Origin of the sequence: Delftia deserti (genome assembly GCF_042653485.1) — a bacterium.
Lineage (GTDB): Bacteria > Pseudomonadota > Gammaproteobacteria > Burkholderiales > Burkholderiaceae_C > Comamonas > Comamonas acidovorans.
Genome location: NZ_JBHSIH010000001.1, coordinates 1081613 through 1102884 on the forward strand (window position 1 = coordinate 1081613; position 21272 = coordinate 1102884).

The 21272-nt window shown below is 67.0% G+C and carries 18 protein-coding genes and 1 tRNA gene; 13 read left to right on the top strand and 6 right to left on the bottom strand.

Annotated elements, in window-relative coordinates; genetic code table 11:
* Positions 1 to 38: 38 nt before the first annotated feature.
* On the bottom strand, positions 39 to 1856 hold the full coding sequence (locus ACFPFG_RS05140) for an extracellular solute-binding protein (RefSeq protein WP_183019057.1): 1818 nt from the start codon (positions 1854 to 1856) through the stop codon (positions 39 to 41).
* 124 nt (positions 1857 to 1980) lie between these two features.
* Between ACFPFG_RS05140 and fabI the strand changes: the two genes are divergently transcribed.
* The 4 genes from fabI to ACFPFG_RS05160 all read left to right on the top strand — a co-directional run bounded on the left by fabI (position 1981) and on the right by ACFPFG_RS05160 (position 5158).
* Positions 1981 to 2781, top strand: a complete 801-nt coding sequence (gene fabI, locus ACFPFG_RS05145) for an enoyl-ACP reductase FabI (RefSeq protein ID WP_012204820.1) — start codon at positions 1981 to 1983, stop codon at positions 2779 to 2781.
* Positions 2782 to 2992: 211 nt separating this feature from the next.
* Complete coding sequence (locus ACFPFG_RS05150) at positions 2993 to 3505, top strand: hypothetical protein (RefSeq protein ID WP_183019056.1); 513 nt, start codon at positions 2993 to 2995, stop codon at positions 3503 to 3505.
* A 61-nt stretch (positions 3506 to 3566) separates the two neighbouring features.
* On the top strand, positions 3567 to 4202 hold the full coding sequence (locus tag ACFPFG_RS05155) for a superoxide dismutase (RefSeq protein ID WP_312375182.1): 636 nt from the start codon (positions 3567 to 3569) through the stop codon (positions 4200 to 4202).
* A gap of 35 nt (positions 4203 to 4237) precedes the next feature.
* Positions 4238 to 5158 carry a ZIP family metal transporter gene (locus tag ACFPFG_RS05160; RefSeq protein ID WP_183019054.1) on the top strand — a complete coding sequence of 307 codons (921 nt, stop codon included), beginning with the start codon at positions 4238 to 4240 and terminating at the stop codon, positions 5156 to 5158.
* A gap of 24 nt (positions 5159 to 5182) precedes the next feature.
* Here the strand turns inward: ACFPFG_RS05160 and ACFPFG_RS05165 are convergent, their stop codons facing one another.
* Complete coding sequence (locus tag ACFPFG_RS05165; RefSeq protein ID WP_034392130.1) at positions 5183 to 5914, bottom strand: IclR family transcriptional regulator; 732 nt, start codon at positions 5912 to 5914, stop codon at positions 5183 to 5185.
* A gap of 158 nt (positions 5915 to 6072) precedes the next feature.
* Between ACFPFG_RS05165 and ACFPFG_RS05170 the strand changes: the two genes are divergently transcribed.
* From ACFPFG_RS05170 to ACFPFG_RS05180, 3 genes are all read left to right on the top strand, one after another.
* The gene (locus tag ACFPFG_RS05170) at positions 6073 to 7026 is read left to right on the top strand and encodes a hydroxymethylglutaryl-CoA lyase (protein ID WP_380105393.1); all 954 of its coding nucleotides are present in this window, start codon (positions 6073 to 6075) and stop codon (positions 7024 to 7026) included.
* Between the two features lie 39 nt (positions 7027 to 7065).
* Positions 7066 to 8331: a CaiB/BaiF CoA transferase family protein gene (locus ACFPFG_RS05175; protein ID WP_380105395.1), complete on the top strand. Its 1266-nt coding sequence runs from the start codon at positions 7066 to 7068 to the stop codon at positions 8329 to 8331.
* Between the two features lie 145 nt (positions 8332 to 8476).
* A complete protein-coding gene (locus ACFPFG_RS05180) occupies positions 8477 to 9532 on the top strand; it encodes a Bug family tripartite tricarboxylate transporter substrate binding protein (protein WP_380105397.1) in 1056 nt (351 codons plus the stop codon).
* A 96-nt stretch (positions 9533 to 9628) separates the two neighbouring features.
* Here ACFPFG_RS05180 and ACFPFG_RS05185 read toward each other — a convergent pair whose 3' ends face one another.
* Positions 9629 to 12232 carry an Orn/Lys/Arg family decarboxylase gene (locus ACFPFG_RS05185; protein ID WP_374618034.1) on the bottom strand — a complete coding sequence of 868 codons (2604 nt, stop codon included), beginning with the start codon at positions 12230 to 12232 and terminating at the stop codon, positions 9629 to 9631.
* 150 nt (positions 12233 to 12382) lie between these two features.
* On the opposite strand from ACFPFG_RS05185, the gene ACFPFG_RS05190 reads away from it, so the two are divergent.
* Positions 12383 to 12808: an NfeD family protein gene (locus ACFPFG_RS05190; RefSeq protein ID WP_197956706.1), complete on the top strand. Its 426-nt coding sequence runs from the start codon at positions 12383 to 12385 to the stop codon at positions 12806 to 12808.
* Positions 12809 to 12908: 100 nt separating this feature from the next.
* Positions 12909 to 13826, top strand: a complete 918-nt coding sequence (locus ACFPFG_RS05195; protein WP_183019047.1) for an SPFH domain-containing protein — start codon at positions 12909 to 12911, stop codon at positions 13824 to 13826.
* 45 nt (positions 13827 to 13871) lie between these two features.
* On the opposite strand, the gene ACFPFG_RS05200 is transcribed toward ACFPFG_RS05195, so the two are convergent.
* A complete protein-coding gene (locus tag ACFPFG_RS05200; RefSeq protein WP_312375159.1) occupies positions 13872 to 14276 on the bottom strand; it encodes a tautomerase family protein in 405 nt (134 codons plus the stop codon).
* A gap of 185 nt (positions 14277 to 14461) precedes the next feature.
* Between ACFPFG_RS05200 and ACFPFG_RS05205 the strand changes: the two genes are divergently transcribed.
* Together ACFPFG_RS05205 and ACFPFG_RS05210 are read left to right on the top strand one after the other, a co-directional pair.
* Entirely contained in the window at positions 14462 to 15439 is a 978-nt protein-coding gene (locus ACFPFG_RS05205; RefSeq protein ID WP_197956707.1) for a LysR substrate-binding domain-containing protein, read from the top strand.
* 13 nt (positions 15440 to 15452) lie between these two features.
* Positions 15453 to 15542, top strand: a tRNA-Ser gene (locus ACFPFG_RS05210).
* 128 nt (positions 15543 to 15670) lie between these two features.
* Here ACFPFG_RS05210 and ACFPFG_RS05215 read toward each other — a convergent pair.
* Positions 15671 to 16738, bottom strand: coding sequence for a 2,3-butanediol dehydrogenase (locus ACFPFG_RS05215; protein ID WP_013803056.1), 1068 nt, complete (start codon positions 16736 to 16738; stop codon positions 15671 to 15673).
* Between the two features lie 69 nt (positions 16739 to 16807).
* Positions 16808 to 18610 (bottom strand): NAD(P)/FAD-dependent oxidoreductase, encoded by a 1803-nt coding sequence (locus ACFPFG_RS05220; RefSeq protein ID WP_183019043.1) that lies wholly within the window; start codon positions 18608 to 18610, stop codon positions 16808 to 16810.
* A gap of 320 nt (positions 18611 to 18930) precedes the next feature.
* On the opposite strand from ACFPFG_RS05220, the gene ACFPFG_RS05225 reads away from it, so the two are divergent.
* Complete coding sequence (locus ACFPFG_RS05225; protein ID WP_312375153.1) at positions 18931 to 20880, top strand: sigma-54-dependent Fis family transcriptional regulator; 1950 nt, start codon at positions 18931 to 18933, stop codon at positions 20878 to 20880.
* Positions 20881 to 20988: 108 nt separating this feature from the next.
* Positions 20989 to 21111 (top strand): hypothetical protein, encoded by a 123-nt coding sequence (locus tag ACFPFG_RS05230; protein WP_013803059.1) that lies wholly within the window; start codon positions 20989 to 20991, stop codon positions 21109 to 21111.
* Positions 21112 to 21272: the final 161 nt, after the last annotated feature.

Genomic DNA, 21272 nt, shown 5'->3' on the forward strand with positions numbered 1-21272 from the left:
CATGCAACGGATCGCAACGACACAGCCGCAACGCCGGCTCATGGAGGTGGCGCGGTCAGCACCGGCATGCGGGCCCACCAGGTGTCCATGGCCCAGCTCTCGCCCTTCGCATAGGCCGGAACCACGGCCGGCCGCACCAGGCGCCAGGAGTCGTAGACCATGCGGTGCGTGCCCGCGCTCCACTGCGGAATCAGATAGTGGCCGTGCGTGATGATGCGTTCGAGTGCGTGGCAGGCAGGCAACAGTTGCGCCTCTGTCTTGGCCTCGGTCATGCGGCGGATCATGGCGTCGACCGCCGGGTTCTTCACGCCGGGGAAATTGCCGGAACCCTCGGTTGCCGCCGCCTGGCTGCCGAACAGGTCGGCGAATTCCTGGCCCGGATTGTTCGTGCCCTGGTAGGCGATGGAGATGATGTCGTAGTCGAACTTCTCCACGCGCTGCTGGTACAGCGCATAGTCCGCCGAGCGAAAGCGCAGCCGGATGCCCAGCTTTTCCAGATTGCGTATCCAGGGCGAGACCTGGCGTATGCCCGACTCGCTGCTGTCCAGGTACTCCAGCTCCATGGCCTGGCCCCGCGCGTTGCGCAGCACGCCATCCTGAATGGTCCAGCCGGCATCGGCCAGCAATTGCCGCGCCTGGCGCAGATTTCCGCGCAGCGAGCTGTCGCCATCGGTGCGTGGCGGCTCGGCCATGGGGCCGAAAGCCTCTGGCGGAATGCTCTTGCGCAAGGGCTCCATCAGCGCCAGCTCCTCGGGCGAGGGCTCGCCATGGGTCTCGCAGGCCGTGTTGCCGAACAGCCCGCGCACGCGCTGGTAGGAACCGTAGAACATCTGCCGGTTCATCCACTCGTAGTCCATGGCCAGGCCCAGGGCGCGGCGCACCCGGACGTCCTGCAGCACAGGCCGGCGCACGTTGAGCACATAGCTCTGGAATCCCGATGGCAGCTTGTTGCTGAACTCGCCCTTGACCAGTTCACCGCGGTCGAAGCGCTTGCCGTACAGGCGCCGCGCCCAGTCGCCGGCGCTGTAAAAGCGCATGAGGTCGAACTCCCCGGCCTTCAGCGCCTCCAGCCTCGCCGTGTTGTCGCGGTAGATCTTGACGGAGATGCGATCGAAATTGGCCGTGCCCACGCGCACAGGCAGATCGCGGCCCCAGTAGTCCGGGTCACGCACATAGGTGATGTCCTTGCCGAATCGCACGGGACCTATCTTGTAGGGCCCGCTGCCGATGGGCGTGTCCGTCACCACCTGGTCGAAGGGCTTGGCCTTGCCGTTTTCCACGCCCCAGTCGCGGCTGAACACCGGAATGGCCCCCACGGTCAGCGGCAATTCCCGGTTCGGCTGCTTGAAACGAAAGCGCACGGTGCGCTCGTCCAGCACATCGACGCCCGCCACATCGAAGAACAGCGTTCTGTAGCCGGGCAGTGCATGCGGGCCCACCAGCGTGTCATAGCTGAACTTGACATCGGCGGCCAGCACGGGCTTGCCGTTGTGAAAGCGTGCCTGGGGCCGCAACCGGAATGTGGCGGACAGGCCGTCGGCCGCGGCCTGCACATCCTCGGCCAGCAAACCGTAGCCGGTGGCGGTCTCGTCCAGCGAGGGCCACAGCAGGGTGTCGAACATCAGCTCCGCCAGATAGGCGGGCGACGACCCCTTGATGGTGAACGGGTTGTATTTGTCAAAGGTGGAGATGCGCAGATTGCTCACCAGGCGCAGCTCGCCGCCCTTGGGGGCCTTGGCGTTGACATAGTCGAAATGGCTGAAGCCCTCGGCGTAGCGAGGCTCGCCCCACAGGGCATAGGCATGCGAGCCCCAGGCCGGCACACACGCCGAGGCCAGCAGCAGCGAAGAAATCATCCAATGGCGCATGCGACAATTCTGCACCACGCAGCCAGCCCTTCCGCTGGCAAACGCTGACGCGGGCCCCGGCCATCGCCGCCAGCTGGTGCGCACTTCCACTCACTTTCTCTGGAGAACAACAATGGGCTTTCTCGCCGGTAAAAAACTGCTGATCACGGGCGTTCTGTCCAACCGCTCCATCGCCTACGGCATCGCCAAGGCCTGCCATGCACAGGGCGCGGAGCTGGCCTTCAGCTATGTGGGCGAGCGCTTCAAGGACCGCATCACCGAATTCGCCGCCGAATTCGACTCCAAGCTGATCTTTGACTGCGACGTGGCCGACGACGCCCAGATCGACAAGCTGTTCGCCGACCTGGGCGCGACCTGGGGCAAGTTCGACGGCTTCGTGCACAGCATCGGCTTCGCACCGCGCGAGGCCATCGCCGGCAACTTCCTGGACGGCCTGTCGCGCGAAGGCTTCAAGATCGCGCACGACATCAGCGCCTACAGCTTCCCCGCGATGGCCAAGGCGGCCCTGCCCTATCTCAACGACAAGTCCTCGCTGCTGACCCTGTCGTACCTGGGCGCCCTGCGCTCCATCCCCAACTACAACACCATGGGCCTGGCCAAGGCATCGCTGGAAGCCTCGGTGCGCTACCTGGCCGAGGCCGTGGGCCGCACGGCCGACGGCCGCGCCATCCGCGCCAACGGCATCTCGGCCGGTCCCATCAAGACCCTGGCCGCCTCGGGCATCAAGGACTTCGGCAAGCTGCTGGGCCGCGTGGCCGATGCATCGCCGCTGCGCCGCAACGTGACCATCGAGGACGTGGGCAATGTGGCCGCCTTCCTGCTGTCGGACCTCGCCTCGGGCGTGACGGCCGAGATCACCTACGTGGACGGCGGCTTCAGCCAGACCGCTGGCCTGTCGGCCGACCAGGTCTAAGTCACCGCCAGTCCCCGCCCTGCAGGCATTGCCGCCTGCGGGGCTTTTTTTTCGCCTGGAATCCGCGCATCCGCATCCTGCAGATGCGCGAAAGGAAATACACATCGGCTTGCATACGGTCATTTCCGTTTTGAATGAGAATGATTCTCATGAATAATACAATTCTCAGATCAATATCAAAGAACCTCTGGAAAACTCGGAGCCAGCAGATATGCAAGCAACCTCTGACCTCAGTCTGCCCTCTCCCGTCCCGGCACCCTCCGAAGCATCCTTGAATCAGTGGGAGCAGCTGGCGCGCCGCGCCCATGGGCATTTCCATGCCGGCCAGATCGAAAGCGCGCTCGCCATGCAGATGAAGGCCCTGCATGTGGCGCAGCGCCTCATCGCCGGCCCGCTGCCGGCGGAACATGCCGATCACTGCATGGCCGCCTGGGTGGTCTCCCACCACAACCTGGCCGAGCTGCTGGCATTGCGCCAGCAGCCCGCATTGGCCATCGAATATCTGTGCGAGGCGCACCAGGGCCTGCTGGCCCTGGGGGATGCGCGCCACCATGCGGCCGCCGTGTGCAGCGCCGCCTGGCGCCATATGCGCGAAACCCATTCAGCCCTGCTGCAGTGGCAGCGCCAGCACGGCAGCCAGCCCCGGATCGATGCAGCGCTGCAGGCCTCGGCCCGCGTCTTCGACTGCACAGCCACGGCCCTGCCGCCCCGGCTTGCGCATTGATTGCTGTCGCACAGACATCGCAACGCGACGATTTTTTCCCGTAGTCCCTGAAAGAAACCACATGAGCAACTACACCCTGCCTCCCCTGAACTACGCCTACGACGCGCTGGAGCCCCATATCGATGCGCAGACCATGGAGATCCACTACACCAAGCATCATCAGGCCTATGTGAACAACCTGAATGCCGCGCTCAAGGACACGCCGCACGGCAGCCAGCCCGTGGAGCAGTTGATCGCCGACCTGCCCCTGCTGCCCGAAGGCGTTCGCGGTGCCGTGCGCAACAACGGCGGCGGGCACGCCAACCACAGCCTGTTCTGGACCGTGATGGCCCCGGTGGACCAGGGCGGCGGCGGTACTCCCTCGGGCGAACTGGCACAGGCCATTGACCGGGAACTGGGCGGCTTCGATGCCTTCAAGGCCGCCTTCACCCAGGCCGCGCTCACGCGCTTTGGCAGCGGCTGGGCCTGGCTGGTGGTGGGCAAGGACGGCAAGCTGGCCGTGGAAAGCAGCGGCAACCAGGACAGCCCGCTGATGGCCGGCATCGGCTCCGGCGCCACCCCCATCCTGGGCCTGGACGTGTGGGAACACGCCTACTACCTCAAGTACCAGAACCGCCGCCCTGAATACATCGCGGCGTTCTACAACGTAGTCAACTGGGCCGAAGTGGCCCGCCGCTACGCCGCCGCACGCGGCTGAACGGTCTGCAACGCCAACCTCTGACCTCGACCAGCATGGATCTGCCACAACGCTTCCGCTCCAAGACCAGCGTACGGTCCAACATCCGCCTGTGGATAGGCCTGGCCATCATGATGGCCGGCGCCTGGGCGCTCACCAGCCAGTTCTGGGCCTATGCGCAGAACCATCCGGTGGTCTTCCAGGCACTGGCCGGAGGCTCGGCCGCCGCGCTGGCGACCGCACTGGGCACCGTGCCCGTGATGCTGTCCCAGCGCCTGTCCGAACGCACGCAGGACACCCTGTTCGGCTTTGGCGCCGGCGTCATGCTGGCCGCCTGTGCCTTCTCGCTGATCCTGCCGGGACTGGAGGCCGTGCGCACCCAGGAACTGCTCGGCGGCGGCGGCTGGGCGGCTGGCGGGATCATAGGTTCGGCCATCCTGATGGGCGGTGCCGCCCTCATGCTCATGGACAGGCTCCTGCCCCATGAGCACTTCATCAAGGGCCGCGAAGGCCTGGACCCGCAAGGCGCGCGCAAGCTGCAGCGCACCTGGCTGTTCGTCTTTGCCATCACCCTGCACAACCTGCCCGAAGGCCTGGCCATCGGCGTGGGCTATGCGGGCAACGACGGACTGCGCGCCAATGCGCTGGCCACGGGCATCGCCATACAGGACGTGCCCGAAGGCCTGGTGGTGGCCGTGGCCCTGCTGGCCGCAGGCTACAAGCGCAGCTTTGCCGTGCTGCTGGGCATGGCCTCCGGCCTGGTGGAGCCCGTGGGCGCCGTGCTGGGTGCAGCCGTCGTGAGCGGCTCGGCAGCCATGCTGCCCTGGGGCCTGGGCTTTGCAGCGGGCGCCATGCTGTTCGTGATCAGCCACGAAATCATTCCCGAGTCGCACCGCAAGGGCCACGAAGCCTTTGCCACGGGCGGCCTGATGCTGGGCTTCGTGCTGATGATGGTGCTGGACACGGCCCTGGGCTGAGGCCGCGCACCGCGCACTCCTGGCTCAGGGCAGCAAAAGCCCCAGTTCCCGCGCCGCCGCCAGCACATGGCGGGCGTGGCGCTCTTCATAGCGGTGGGCTGGCATGGTCAGTGTCAGTGCCGCTGCCAATTCCCCATCGCGCTTGAACACGGGGGCCGAAATCCCGGCGATCTCGCGGTGCCGATCTCCCACCATGGCGCAGTAGCCATCGGCGCGCACACGGGCCAGCTGCGTGCGGCTGCCGCCGCGCGATGCGGCATACAGTTCGGTGTCGAAAGCCGACAGCACGCGCCCGCCTGCGCCCTGGCCCAGCGGCAGCAGATCGCCCGTGCGTGCATGGTCGCGCACGGGATGGGGCGAATCCACGCGGTACAGGCACAGCCGGTCCTGGCCCTGGCGCACGTGGTAGGCCGCACTCTCGCCCGTGGCCTGCACCAGGGTACGCAGCACGGGCATGACCACGCTGTCCAGCGAAAAATGCCGGGCATAGACGGTGTTCAGCCGCGCCACCGCCGGGCCCACGGCGTAGCGGCCGTCATCCATGCGCAGCACCCAGCCGCCATGCTCAAGAGAGGCCAGCAGCCGCAGCACCGTGCTCTTGTACAGGCGCGTGCGCTCCGACAACTGGGCCAGCGTCAGCCCGTCATCACCGTCGCGGAACGCTGCCAGCAGGCTCAAGGCCCTGTCCACGGCCGCCACGCCGCCAGGCGCGGCATTCTCATCGGCCACCGATTCCGTCACTGATTTGCGAGGCATAAAAAGGCATCCAAGGGAAAACCCCAGGCACGCAGGCTTGACGATGGCGCGTGCAGCAGAGAATATTTCAATAGAGAGAATAAAGTTCTATCTATTAGAACAACATCGAAACCCGATGTCAACAGGCGAATCTCGCCACCATCGACACCCACCGCCGGATGCAACTGCCCATGTCCTCCCACCGTTTTGACGTACTCATCAGCGAAGTCGGCCCGCGCGATGGCCTGCAGTCCGTGGCCTCCACCATGTCCACGGCGCACAAGCTGGCCTGGATCGCCGCCCTGGCCCATGCGGGCCTGCAGGAGATCGAGGTCGGCTCCTTCGTCTCGCCCAAGCTGCTGCCTCAGATGGCCGACGCGGCCGAGGTCGTCGCCCACGCCATCACGCTGCCCGGCGTCACCGTGATGGCCCTGGCCCCCAATCTGCGCGGTGCCGAGGCCGCGCTGCGCGCCGGCGCCCACAAGGTCACGCTGCCCGTCTCGGCCAGCCCCGCGCACTCCATGGCCAATGTGCGCAAGACGCCCATGCAGATGGTGGACGAGGTGCGGGCGATTGCCGCGCTGCGCGACGAGATCGCGCCGCAGGCCCTGATCGAGGCGGGCATCTCCACGGCCTTCGGCTGCACGCTGCAGGGGCTGGTGCCCGAGGACGAAGTGATTGCACTGGCCCTGGCCTGCGTGGCGGCGGGCGCCGATGAATCGGGCCTGTCCGACACCACGGGCATGGCCAACCCGGCCCAGGTGCGGCGCCTGTTCACACGGCTGCGCGCCGAGCTGGGCGGGCATGCAGGCGCGGCCCACATGCACAATACGCGCGGCCTGGGCCTGGCCAACTGCCTGGCCGCCTACGAGGCCGGCGTGCGCACCTTCGATGCCTCGCTGGCCGGCCTGGGCGGCTGCCCGTACGCACCCGGCGCCTCGGGCAACGTGGTCACCGAAGACCTGGTCTTCATGTTCGAGGCCATGGGCATACGCACCGGCGTGGACATCGATCGCCTGATCACCGCCCGCCAGCCGCTGGCCGCAGGCCTGCCCGGCGAGGAGCTGCACGGCATGACGCCGCTGGCCGGACTGCCCAAGGGCTTTGTGCCCCACCACTACGCGCAGGCCTGAACGGCAGCGCCCACCCACCCATTCATCCACCGTTTTCCCATGAGCCAAGATTCCTCCCCCGGCACCCCCGGCACCCCTGACAGCGCCGCAGGCCAGGCCGCGCCCCTGCCCTACGCGGGCATCCGCGTGGTCGAGTTCACCCACATGGTCATGGGCCCGTCCTGCGGCATGATGCTGGCCGACCTGGGCGCCGAAGTCATCAAGATCGAGCCCGTGGGCCACGGCCGCGACGGCGATGCCACGCGCAAGCTGCTGGGCTCGGGCTCGGGCTTTTTCCCGCTGTTCAACCGCAACAAGAAAAGCCTGACGCTGGACCTGCAGACCGAGGAGGGCAAGCAGGCCGCGCTGCGCCTGATCGCCACGGCCGACGTGGTCTGCGAGAACTTCAAGCCCGGCACCATGCGCAAGCTGGGCCTGGACTACGACAGCCTCAAGGACCGCTTCGAGCGCCTCATCTACGTAAGCCACAAGGGCTTTCTGCCCGGCCCCTACGAGCACCGCACGGCGCTGGACGAAGTGGTGCAGATGATGGGCGGCCTGGCCTACATGACGGGCCGCCCCGGCGACCCGCTGCGCGCAGGTGCCAGCGTCAACGACATCATGGGTGGCATGTTCGGCGCCATGGGCGCCATGGCGGCCCTGGCCCAGCGCGAGAAGACCGGCTGCGGCCAGGAAGTGCAAAGCGCGCTGTTCGAGAACAACATCTTCCTGGTCGCCCAGCACATGATGCAGTTCGCCGTCACCGGCAAGCCGGCCGCGCCCATGCCGGCACGCATCTCGGCCTGGGCCATCTACGACGTGTTCGAGGTGCGAAACGGCGAGCAGATCTTCCTGGCCGTGGTCAGCGACGGCGCCTGGCGCCTGTTCTGCGACGCCTTCGGCCTGGGCGAGCTGCGCGACGATCCGCGCCTTGGCAGCAACAACGACCGCGTGCTGGCGCGCAGCTGGCTGATGCCGCTGCTGCGCGAGAAGATGGCCCCGCACAGTGCCGCCCACATTGCGGAGATCTTCGAGAAGAACGGCCTGCCCTTCGCGCCCATCGCACGCCCGCAGGACCTGCTGGAAGACCCGCACCTGAACGCCACGGGCGCGCTGGCCCCCATCACCCTGCCCGATGGCCGCGAGACCAAGACCGTGCTGCTGCCCTTCACGCTGGGCGGCAAGCGCCTGGATGTGCGCCTGTCGCCGCCGCGCCTGGGCGAGCACAGCCTGGAGATCCTCACCGCCCTGGGCTACAGCAGCGAGCAGGCCCAGGCCCTGGCGCGGGGCGACGCCACCGACAGCCACGCCAAGGCTTCCCACTGAAGCCAGGCTGAGCCACTGAAGGCGCCGCCGTCCACCCGGCGCGCGGCGCCCCTGCAACCTTGCACCCCATCCACCCCACACCGGACGCCGCTTGCCGCGCGCCCGGCGGGGAGGCCTTTTCCCAAAAATTCCCGGAGACAACACCATGCCCGCCATCCACCGCAACCCGGCCGCCCAAAACCGGACACAGGCACAGACCCAGGCCAGCCCTCGTTCCGCCCCGCGCCGCCAGTGGCTGCTGTGCGTCCTGCCCGCACTGGCTGCCGCCCTGCTCCCGCTGGCGGCCCGGGCCCAGCCTGACCACTGGCCCTCACGCGCCGTGCGCATGGTCGTGCCCTACACGCCGGGCGGCGGCACGGACGCGGTCGCGCGCCAGATCAGCGAGCGCGTGGGTACGCTGAACAAATGGACCGTGGTCGTGGACAACAAGCCCGGCGCGGGCGGCAACATCGGCCTGGATGCCGTGGCCAAGTCCGCGCCGGATGGCTATACCTTCGGCATGGGCCAGACCGCCAACCTCGCCATCAACCCCGCCCTGCTGCCCAGCATGCCCTTCAACCCGCGCACCGACCTGATCCCCGTGGCCCTGGTCGCCGCCCAGCCCACGGTGCTGGTCGTGCCGCAGGACTCGCCATGGAAGTCGGTGCAGGACCTGGTCAAGGCCGCCAAGGCCGACCCGGGCGGCATCCGCCAGGGCCTGGCATCGACGGGCACGGTAGGCCACCTGGCCGGCGAGATGCTGGCCTTCAAGGCCGGCATCCAGGTGCTCAACGTGCCCTACAAGGGCGCAGCGCCGGCCGTGACCGACCTGCTGGGCAAGCAGACGCACTACATGTTCGGCACGCCCCAGGCCGTCTATCCGCTGCTCAAGGGCGGCAAGCTGCGCGCCCTGGCCGTGACCTCGGCCAAGCGCCTGTCCATCCTGCCCGAGGTGCCCACGGTGGCCGAGTCGGGCTATGCAGGCTTCGAGGCCGTGGACTGGAAGCTCATCGTCGCGCCCAAGGGCACGCCGGCTGCCATCGTGCAGAAGATGAATACCGCCGTGAACGCGGCCCTGCAGCAGCCCGCCGTGCAGCAGCAACTGCAGGCCGAGGGCAGCACGGCCCTGGGCGGCAGCATCCAGGATGCCGCCCAATACCTGCTCAAGGAACAGACGGACTGGGCCGCGCTGATCCGCGACGCAAAGATACGCCTGGAGTGACCACGGAATAACGACACCGCAGCGGGGCATTGAAAAAGGCGCGGAGCCCCTTTCGGGACCCGCGCCTTTTTGATGGACCGTCAGCCGGCCCGGCGATCAGATCGTGCGGCCGAAGGGACCATCGTCCCCCACCTGCACCATCTTGCGGCCGCGCGCAGGCTTGGCTGCCGTGCCGACTTCAGGCGCGGCGGGCTGCGCCTTGCGCGCTGCGGGGCGCTTGGCAGGCGCCTTGACCGCGGCGGCCTTGGCAACCTTGGCGGCCGGCTTGGCTGCCGGTTTCGCGGCTGCCTTGGCAACTGTCTTGGCGGCTGTCTTGGCCGCAGGCTTGGCCGCGGTCTTCACGGCCTTCTTCGCAGCAGGCTTGCCACCTGCCGGCGTCTTGCGGGCCGGCGCGGTCCCGGCCACGCAGTCGGCGTAGTAGCGCACTTCGCCATCTTCGCCTTGCAGTTCCACCAGGCCGTGGATGTCGGTCTCGAAGCCCGGGCACTCCTTGGCGAACTCGCGCGCAAACAGCAGGTAGTCAACGATCTTGCGGTTGAACACTTCGCCGGGAATCAGCAGCGGAATGCCGGGCGGGTACGGCGTGACCAGGCCCACGGTGATGCGGCCTTCCAGGTGATCGATCTCCACGCGCTCGGTCTTGCGCTGCGCGATGTGGGCGTAGGCATCGGTGGGCTTCATGGCGGGCTGCAGGTCCGACAGGTACATCTCGGTCGTCAGGCGGGCGATGTCGTACTTGGCGTACAGCTGGTGCACGTGCTGGCACAGGTCGCGCAGGCCCATGCGCTCGTAGCGGCGGTGCTGCTGGCAGAACTCGGGCAGGATGCGCGCCAGCGGCTGGTTGCGGTCGTAGTCGTCCTTGAACTGCTGCAGCGCCGTCAGCATGGTGTTCCAGCGGCCCTTGGTGATGCCGATGGTGAACATGATGAAGAACGAGTACAGGCCCGTCTTCTCCACCACCACGCCGTGCTCGGCCAGGTACTTGGTCACGATGGAGGCGGGGATGCCCGTGTCCGAGAAATCGCCGTCCAGGTCCAGGCCCGGCGTCACGATGGTGGACTTGATCGGGTCCAGCATGTTGAAGCCGTCGGCCAGCTCGCCGAAGCCGTGCCAGTTGTCGAACTCCTTGCCGTTCTTGGCCTTGGAACGCTTGGGTGCCGCGTCATGGCCGCGGATGATCCAGTCCTGGGCCGAGCCCACGCCTTCATCGGCCAGCTTCTCGGGGCCCCAGACCTCGAACCACCAGTCGTCGTCGCCGAACTCGTCCTCCACCTTGCGCATGGCGCGGCGGAAGTCCAGCGCTTCCAGAATGGACTCCTCCACCAGGGCCGTGCCGCCGGGCGGCTCCATCATCGCGGCGGCCACGTCGCAGCTGGCGATGATGCTGTACTGCGGGCTGGTCGAGGTGTGCATCAGGTACGCCTCGTTGAACAGGTGGTGGTCCAGCTTTTCGGTCTGGCTGTCCTGCACCAGCACATGCGAGGCCTGGCTGATGCCGGCCAGCAGCTTGTGGATGGACTGCGTGGCATACACCACCGAGTGCTTGGGGCGCGCGCGCTTCTTGCCCATGGCGTGGTAGCTGCCATAGAACGGGTGGAAGGCAGCGTGCGGCAGCCAGGCCTCGTCGAAGTGCAGGTTGGCCACATAGCCGTCCAGCATGCTCTTGATGGTCTCGGTGTTGTAGAGCACGCCGTCGTAGGTGGACTGCGTCAGCGTCAGCACGCGCGGCTTGACCGTCTTGGCGTCCACGCCCTTGAGCAGCGGATTGGCCGCGATCTTGGCCTGGATGGACTCCACCGAGAACTCGCTTTGCGGGATCGGGCCGATGATGCCGAAGTGGTTGCGCGTGGGCTTGAGGAACACCGGAATCGCACCCGTCATGATGATGGAGTGCAGGATGGACTTGTGGCAGTTGCGGTCCACCACGACCACGTCGCCGGGCGCCACGGCGTGGTGCCACACGATCTTGTTCGACGTGGACGTGCCGTTGGTCACGAAGTAGCAGTGATCGGCATTGAAGATGCGGGCGGCATTGCGCTCGCTCTCGCCGATGGCGCCGTTGTGGTCCAGCAGCTGGCCCAGTTCCTCCACCGCGTTGCACACGTCGGCGCGCAGCATGTTCTCGCCGTAGAACTGGTGGTACATCTGGCCCACGGGGCTTTTCAGGAAGGCCACGCCGCCCGAGTGACCGGGGCAGTGCCAGCTGTAGGAGCCGTCTTCCGCATAGTCCAGCAGCGCCTTGAAGAACGGCGGCTGCACGCCTTCCAGGTAGCTCTTGGCCTCGCGGATGATGTGCTTGGCCACGAACTCCGGCGTGTCCTCGAACATGTGGATGAAGCCGTGCAGCTCGCGCAGGATGTCGTTGGGCAGGTGGCGGCTGGTCTTGGTCTCGCCGTAGATGTAGATCGGCACATCGGCGTTCTTGCGGCGCACTTCGCCGATGAAGCTGCGCAGGCTGTGGATCACGGGATCGGTTCCGCCATCGCCCAGCGAGAACTCCTCGTCATCGATGGACAGAATGAAGGCACTGGCCCGGCTTTGCTGCTGCGCGAATTGCGACAGGTCGCCGTAGCTGGTCACGCCCAGCACCTCGAAACCTTCTTCCTCGATGGCCTGGGCCAGGGCGCGGATGCCCAGGCCCGAGGTGTTCTCGGAGCGGTAGTCCTCGTCGATGATGACGATGGGAAAGCGAAACTTCATGGGGGCAGCCTCCGTAACCTGAGCGGGCCTAAAAAACGAAACAGGCGCGAAGTGTAAGGAATATCCTTATTGCGCCTTTGAAGCGTGCGGATTTTCACCCAGAATGGGCTGCACTAAACACAAGCAACTGTCACAAAGGGAGTCTCTCGCATGGAATATTCCACCATCTGGTGGCTAGTCGCCGGCGCCTTGGTCATCGCCGAGCTGCTGACCGGCAGCTTCTATCTGCTGATGCTGGCGCTGGGCGCCATCGTCGGCGCACTGTGCGCGCATGCGGGCCTGGCGCCCATTGCACAGATCATCACCGCCGCCGCGCTGGGCAGCGCCTTCGTGCTGGCCTGCCATCTGGTGCGCCGCCGCCAGCCCAGCCGCCAGCCGGCATCGAGCAACCGCGATGTCAACCTCGACATAGGCGAGTCCGTCATGGTGGAGCAATGGAATTCCGACGGCACGGCCCAGGTCCGCTACCGTGGCGCCCAATGGACCGTGATCGGCCGCCCGGGCAACCTGCCCTCGGCCGGCATGCACCGCGTGGCCGAGGTCGTCGGCAACCGGCTGCTCGTGGACAAGCTCTGAGCCACCGCCCCGCCTCTTGCGCACACCTGGGGATGCAGTCCTCGCGCCCCTTCGCCTCACCCTCTTGTTTCACTGAATGCCCTCCGGGCTTGGAGACACCATGGAAATCGCCATCGTCATCGCCGTCATCGCGGCCATCTTCATCGCACGCTCCGTCAAGGTCGTGCCCCAGCAGCACGCCTGGGTCAAGGAACGCCTTGGCAAGTACGCCGGCACGCTGACCCCGGGCCTGAACTTCCTCGTGCCCTTCGTGGACCGCGTGGCCTACAAGCACAGCCTCAAGGAAATCCCGCTGGACGTGCCCAGCCAGGTCTGCATCACGCGCGACAACACCCAGCTGCAGGTGGACGGCATCCTCTACTTCCAGGTCACCGATCCCATGCGCGCCAGCTACGGCTCGTCCAACTACATCATGGCCGTCACCCAGCTGGCCCAGACCTCGCTGCGCAGCGTGATCGGCAAGCTCGAACTGGACAAGACCTTCGAGGAGCGCGACATGATCAACGCCCAGATCGTCTCGGCCATCGACGAGGCCGCGCTCAACTGGGGCGTGAAGGTGCTGCGCTATGAAATCAAGGACCTGACGCCGCCCGCCGAAATCCTGCGCTCCATGCAGGCCCAGATCACGGCCGAGCGCGAAAAGCGCGCCCTGATCGCAGCCTCCGAAGGCCGCCGCCAGGAACAGATCAACATCGCCACCGGCGAGCGCGAAGCCTTCATCGCACGCTCCGAAGGCGAGAAGCAGGCCGTCATCAACAAGGCCCAGGGCGAGGCCGAATCCATCAAGGCCGTGGCAGACGCCACGGCCCAGGCCATCGAACGCGTGGCCAACGCCATCCGCCAGCCCGGCGGCGAACAGGCCGTGCAGCTCAAGGTGGCCGAAAAGGCCGTCGAGGCCTACAGCCAGGTGGCATCGGACGCCACCACCACCTTGATCGTTCCCAGCAACATGACCGAGGTATCGAGCCTGATCACATCGGCCATGAAGATGATCCAGACCGGGCAGCGCACCAGCTGAGATCCGCCGCAACCCCACGAAGAACGGGCCATCGCGGCCCGTTCTTCATTGCGCGCCGGTCTGCTGCACCAGTGCCATGGCGAAGCGCCCATGGCCCACGGACCAGTCCGAGTAGTCGTTCTCATGCATGAAGATGAACACATCGGCCGGCTCAACCCCGGCCCCCTCGTGCAGGTTGCACGCAATGGCCGCATACAAGGCCTTCTTCATCGCATCGCTGCGTCCGCGCCGCATGGTGATCTCGACCACCACCAGCGCATCCGAACGCGCCACCCCGTTGAAACTGCGGCTGAACGCGAACTGCCCGGGAACGTACGGGTGCACCATGTTGAACAGCTCGTCCTCGGGCATGCCAATGCCTTGCACCAGCGCCTGGTGGATGCCCTGCACGACGGCATCGCGCTGGGAAGTGGAGGTGGACTGGGGCAGATAGGTGTGGACGAAGGGCATGGTGCTATGTGCTTTAGGATCGAATGGAGAGGGGGAGTCCGGCCAGAATCCACGCAGGATTGCCGGCCGAAGCGGCAAATCTATCCACCGGCCCATTGCCTGAAAAGCGATGATTTGGCCGGTTCTATGTACCTGGAACTCACATACCCTCCACCCGCCCCGTGACCCGACTCATGACCCGACCCATGACCCGCCGCCTGCCCCCGCTGGCCGCCCTGCGCGCCTTTGAAGCTGCCGCACGCCTGGGCCGCATGACGGCGGCGGCAGACGAGCTGTGCGTCTCGCCCGGCGCCGTCAGCCGCCAGGTACGGCAGCTGGAGCAGCACCTGGGCCTGGCGCTGTTCGCGGGCACCAAGGCCCGCCCCACGCTCACCGCAGCGGCGCGCACCCTGCAGCCCGCGCTCACCCAGGCCTTCGAGCAGATCCAGGAGGCGGTGCGCAGCCTGGGCGACGCCCACGAGGGCCCGCTGGACGTGGCCTGCTTCAGCACCTTCACCGTCAAATGGCTGATCCCCCGGCTGTTCGACTTCCACGCGCACCATCCCGGCATCGAAGTGCGCCTGCGCACCACGGACACCGGCACCGACGCTGCACGCGAAGGCTGCGACCTGCTCATCACGGCCATCCCCACCGACTGCGGCAGCAGCGGCAACAGCGGCCAGGCCATTGCAGACGACGAGATGGCCCTGCCGCTTTTCGACGAATACCTGGGGCCCGTGATGTCCCCCGCAATGGCCGGGCTTGTCGCGCGGCCCCAGGACCTGGCCAGCCTCCCCTTGCTGCACACGCGCGGCCGGCGCAACGCCTGGGACCTGTGGGCCGCCTCCATGGACATGGCCCCGCCCGCAGCGGCCGGCCCCGTCTACGAGCACTACTACTTCACGCTGGAAGCGGCGCTGCGCGGCCTGGGTGCAGCCGTTGCTCCATGGCACCTGGTGATGGACGACGTGCAGGCCGGCCGCCTGCTGGCACCCTTCGGCTTCACGGCCTCCGGCTACCGCTACCTGGCACTGCGCCGCAGCACCGCCGCGCCTGCCCGGCTCGACACCCTTTGCACGTGGCTGCAGGCGCAGGTGCGGGCCATGCCGCAAGTGCCAGCCGTCCAAGGCGTGCCGATCACGCAGGCAGGAAACTTCGCCGCCACCCCCGAAAATCGATGCTAGAATCGCGGTCTTCGGAGAGGTGGATGAGCGGTTTAAGTCGCACGCCTGGAAAGCGTGTGTGGGCTAATCCCCACCGCGGGTTCGAATCCCGCCCTCTCCGCCAAAATGATCTAAGCCCTTGATTGATTCAATCAAGGGCTTTTTTCTTTGTACAGCGTGACCGCCTGGCAGGCATCAGGCGAACCCGCGCGTGATCGCAGCGGGTTCGATTCCTCAGGCCTGCCGCACGGCCTACCTGAGCCGTGGCTGCACGATGATCTTCACCGCCGATTCGTTGTTGTGAATCAGCGTGTCAAAGCCCTGCGCCACCAGGTCATCGAGCTGGATGCGCTGGGTGATGAAGGGCTCGAGGTTGATCTTGCCCTCCTCGACCAGCTTGATGGTTTCCTGGTGGTCGTTGCAGTAGGCAATGGTGCCGCGCACGTCCAGCTCCTTCATGACCACGCTGTGCACGTTGATGGTGGCCGGGTGGCTCCAGATGGACACGATCACCACCACGCCCGTGGCCTTCGTCACGGCCACCAGCGTGTCCAGCACCTTGTTCACGCTGGAGCATTCGAACGACACGTCCACGCCCTTGCCGCCGGTGAGCTTCATCACCTCGGCCACCACGTCCACTTCGGAGGGGTCGAGGATGTGATCGGCCACGCCCGATTCACGCGCCTTCTGCTTGCGCTTGGCGCTCAGTTCGGTGATGACGACGGTCAGGCCCTTGGCCTTCAGGATGGCCGACAGCAGCAGGCCGATGGGGCCTGCGCCGCCGACCAGCGCCACATCACCCGCCTTCGCTCCGCTGCGGGTATAGGCATGGTGGCCCACGGACAGCGGCTCGATCAGCGCGGCCTGATCCAGCGGAATGGCATTGGAGATCGGGTGCACCCAGCGGCGCTTGACCGCAATCCGCTCGGACAGCCCGCCGCCACGCCCGCCCAGGCCGATGAAATTCATGTCCTTGGACAGGTGGTAGTGGTCGCCCGGCCCCGTGGGCACGTCGTCGGCCACGATGTAGGGCTCCACCACGACGTGCTGGCCGACCTTGATATCGTCGACGCCCGCGCCCACGGCGTACACCACGCCGGAGAACTCGTGCCCCATGGTGATGGGTGCGGACTCGCCCGAGATGGGGTGCGGATGGCCGCAGGGCGGAATGAAGATCGGCCCTTCCATGAACTCATGCAAATCCGTGCCGCAGATGCCGCACCAGGCCACCTCGATGCCCACGGTGCCGGGCTCCACCACGGGTTCGGGTATGTCTTCGATGCGGATATCGCCCCGGTCGTAGAAACGTGCTGCTTTCATGATTGAACTTTCTGTTTTGCAAGGCTGGGTTGGCGGGCGGCACAGCCGCCCCATGGCGATTATTCGGCCTTACCGCAGGTGATGAACTTGCTGCAGGTCATAGACACGCACTGGCAGGCCTTCCTGGCGCGCCTTGAGCTGCAGCGCCAGGTACAGCGAATAGTGGCGCGACTGGTGCAGGTTGCCGCCGTGGAACCACAGCGCCTCTTGCTGCGTGGGCTTCCACATGTTGCGCTGCTCGCCCTCCCACGGTCCCGGGTCCTTGGTCGTGTCCGAGCCCAGGCCCCAGACCTTGCCCACCTTGTCTGCCACCTCCTGGCTGATCAGGTCGGCCACCCAGCCGTTCATGGAGCCATAGCCGGTCGCGTAGACCACCAGGTCCGCCGGCAGCTCGGTGCCATCGGCCAGCACCACCGCGTTTTCCGACAGGTGGCTGATCTGCTTGCCCGCCTGCAGCTTGATGCTGCCGTCGATCACCAGATCGCAGGCCCCCACGTCGATGTAGTAGCCCGAGGCGCGGCGCAGGTACTTCATGAAAAGGCCCGAGTCGTCATCACCGAAGTCCAGCATGAAGCCCGTCGCCTCCAGCTTGCGGTAGAAGTCCGCGTCGCGCTCGCGGATGCGGTCGTACACCGGCACCTGGAAGTCGGCCATGATGCGGTAGGGCAGCGAGGCGAAGATCAGGTCCGCCTTCCTGGTCGTCACGCCGCTGGCCACGGCGCGCTCCGAATACAGGTCGCCCAGGCCGATGTCCATCAGCGAATCGGAGCGCACGATGTGCGTGGACGAGCGCTGCACCATGGTCACATCGGCGCCGTGCTCCCACAGGGCCGCGCAGATGTCGTGCGCTGAATTGTTGGCGCCTATCACCACCACCTTCTTGCCTGCATAGGCGTCCGGGCCATGGTGCTGGGACGAGTGCTGCTGCTCGCCCTTGAAGACGTCCTGGCCCTTGATCTTGGGCACATTCGCCTTGCCCGACATGCCGGTGGCGAACACCACATGCCTGGGGCGCAGCACCTGCGTCTCGCCGTTGCGCTCCACGGTGACTTCCCATTCCTGCCTGTCCTCATCGAAGCGGGCATTCAGGCAATCGGTGGAGGGCCAGTAGTTGACCTCCATCACCTTGGTGTACATCTCCAGCCAGTCGCCGATCTTGTCCTTGGGCGCGAACACGGGCCAGTTGTCCGGGAATGGCATGTACGGCAGGTGGTCGTACCAGACCGGATCGTGCAGGCACAGCGATTTATAGCGGTTGCGCCACTGGTCGCCAGGGCGCGCCTGGCGGTCGATGACGATGTGCGACACCCCCAGCTGGCGCAGTCGCGCACCCAGCGCAATGCCGCCCTGGCCACCGCCGATGACGAGCACGAAAGGCTGGCTGTCGCGGCCCAGCTCCTCGGCCTCCTGCTGGCGGCGCTCAAGCCAGGTCTGGCGGCCGCGCCGGATGCCGTGCTCGGCACCCATCGGGCGGCGCGTGCCCATGGGTTCCTCATGGCCCTTGAGCTCCTGGGCGGCCGTCAGCAGCGTCCAGATGCGCCCGTCCCTGATGCGCACATGGCCGCCGCCGCGCGCATGGCGCGTGTCGATCACGATCCAGGCGGACACCACGCCATCGGCCTCCTCCACCGCTTCGCGCTCGTCCAGCGAAAAGCGCACGGGCGCCGCGGCATCCAGTTGCGCGGCCAGCATGTCGGCGATCTGGCTGCGCCCTTCCATGGTCTTGATGTTCCAGGTCAGCAGCACCAGATCGCGCCAGTAGCACTCGTCGGCGAACAGGCCGCTGGCGGCCGCGAAGTCGCGGTCCCCCAGGGCATGGTTGAGTTGGTCAAGCAGCGCCTGGGCGCGGGCGTTGGCTGTCGTATCGGTCATGGTTGTCTCCTTGATGCGGTCATGCCCGCTGGTTTTTCTTCGGGCAGGCCCTCTTACGCAATCACCATGCCAGACAGACCTGGCGGCAGGAGGCGCCAGACAAATCAAGGGGTTGCCGGCGTCCCTCCGGTACAAACCCTGCGCCTTGCGCCCCGCTGCCCGGCGTTGCCGCCCGCGACAGGTGGGGCAGTCATGCGACACCTGTCGCACCAGGCGTGCTGCAGCGCAACAGGAGCAGTGGGTAAGTCTTGATTGGCGCTGCACCGCACAGGGCACAGAATCGTCTGCGGCACGTTCAAAGCCCGCATCGACTCCACGCCATGCCCCTGCAGTCCTACGCCTCGCACATCCAGGAAATCGAAGCCTTCGGCCTGGGCTACTCCAACCGCGGGCAAGAGCGCGACCGCGCCGTGCTGCGCAGCTGGCGCCGCTGCATCGACTCCCATCGGCTCGACCCGGCGCATACCAGCGAAGCCCACATCGTCACCGATGGCCAGTTGCGCGCACACCGCGAGGAATCCGAGCCGCTGATCCACATTGCCCGCCATGCGCTGGAGCGGCTGTACCAGCAGCTCAAGGGCCTGGACTACGTGCTGCTGCTGGCAGACCGGCACGGCGTGGCCGTGGACTTCCTCGGGCACGAGGCCGACGCCGGCGACCTGCGCCGCGCAGGCCTGTACCTGGGCGCGCAGTGGCGTGAGGACCACTCGGGTACCTCGGCCGTGGGGGCCTGCCTGGAAACGGGCGAGGCGCTGACCGTGCACCAGAGCGACCATTTCGACTTCACCCACACCGGCCTGTCCTGCACGGCCGCGCCCATCTACGACATGCACGGTGAACTCGCAGCGGTGCTGGACCTGTCGCTGCTGCGCTCGCCCGCCGAGCGGGCCAGCCAGAACCTGGCGCTGAACCTCGTCGTGGCCGCCGCGCGGCGCGTGGAGCAGGCCAACCTGATGGCCCAGTCCGGCCAGGACTGGGTGGTGCGCCTGGCGCAGTCGCCCGATTTCCTCGACGTCGATCCCGACGCCTCCATCAGCGTGGACGCACGGGGCCGCATTCGCGCCATGACCCACGCGGGCGCCCGCCTGCTGGTGGCCGCCGCGCAGCTGGACTGGCGCCAGCGCCAGAAGCTCATCGGCCAGCCGCTGGAGCGCTTCTTCGACGTGGACCTGCGCCACCTGCCCGAGCTGCGCCGCCATCGCCCGGCGCAGGAGCGCATCATCCGCGCCCGCGACGGCAGCATCCTCTTCGCCCATGCCATGGAGCCACAGCACCCGACGCGCCGCCTGCGCGCGCAGGCAACGCCCGCGCAGCCCCCGCTGCCGGCAGCACTGCAGGCGCTGGACACGGGCGATGCCAAGCTGCAGACGCTGCTGCGCAAGGCCGCACGGCTCGCGCCGCAAACGCTGCCCATCCTGGTGCAGGGGGAGACCGGCGCAGGCAAGGAATACCTGGCCCGCGCGCTGCATGCCTGCAGCGGCCGCAGCGGTGCCTTCATCGCCATCAACTGCGCAGCCATTCCCGAGGCACTGCTGGAAAGCGAGCTGTTCGGCTACCTGCCCGGCACCTGGACCGGCGGCGCCAGCAAGGGCCGCGAAGGGCTGATCGCCGCGGCGCACGAAGGCACGCTGTTTCTTGACGAGATCGGTGACATGCCCCTGGCCTTGCAGGCCAAGCTGCTGCGTGTCCTGTCCGAATCCGAAATCACCCCGCTGGGCGCCCGCTCGCCACGCGCGGTGTCCGTGCGCTTCATCTCCGCCTCGCACCGGCCGCTGGCAGAGCTGGTGCGGCGCGCAAGCTTCCGCGAAGACCTGCTCTACCGCCTCAACGCCGCCGAGCTGCACCTGCCCGCGCTGCGCCAGCGCAGCGACCTGCAGGCCATTGCCGACCAGATGCTGGCCACACTGGCCAGCCATCTGCACCTGGGCGATGCGGCCCGCGCCCTGCTGGCCGCGCACGCCTGGCCCGGCAACCTGCGCGAGCTGCACAACGCGCTGCGCTACGCCGCAGCCCTGTGCGGGCACGATGGCGACGGCAGCATCGAGCCCGACCACCTGCCCGATGCGCTGCACGGCACCCCGCCCTGCACCGCCACCCTGGCCCACAACACCAGCGAGCCCGCCGCACAGGCGCTGGAGCAACTGCTTGCCCAATGCCAGGGCAACGTCTCAGAGGCCGCACGCCAGCTCGGCGTCAGCCGCTCCACCATCCACCGCCGCATCCAGCAGCTGCAGCTTGGCGTGCGGCATGCCCAATGGCGCGGGCCATAGGGCCGAGCGGCAACCGGAAAGCCCGCCGCATCGCTGACACGGTGTTACAGCAGCGGTGGCGTTCGCCAGTAGATTGTTGCGCTTCGTCCATTGCAGCCCCAAAACAAGATGAAACCCAAGATCAACTTCATTGAACGCGAGCGCCTGTTCCGGCGGGAACTGAAACGGCGAAAGGTCAGGTTCCTGCCCATGCAGGTATTGCGCCGGCTGTTCGAGAAGGCAGGTGTCTGAGCCAGACAGATCGCCGCGCCCGGCATGCGCGGCGCCGTTGCCTTGACCCGCGGACGGCATCGCGGCCGTTCGGCACACCACTAGAATCGCAACAGACCAGCGTGGACGGGGAGCCGATCGCCCAGCCCGCGCGCCCCAAGACCCACAGGCACCCCACGCAG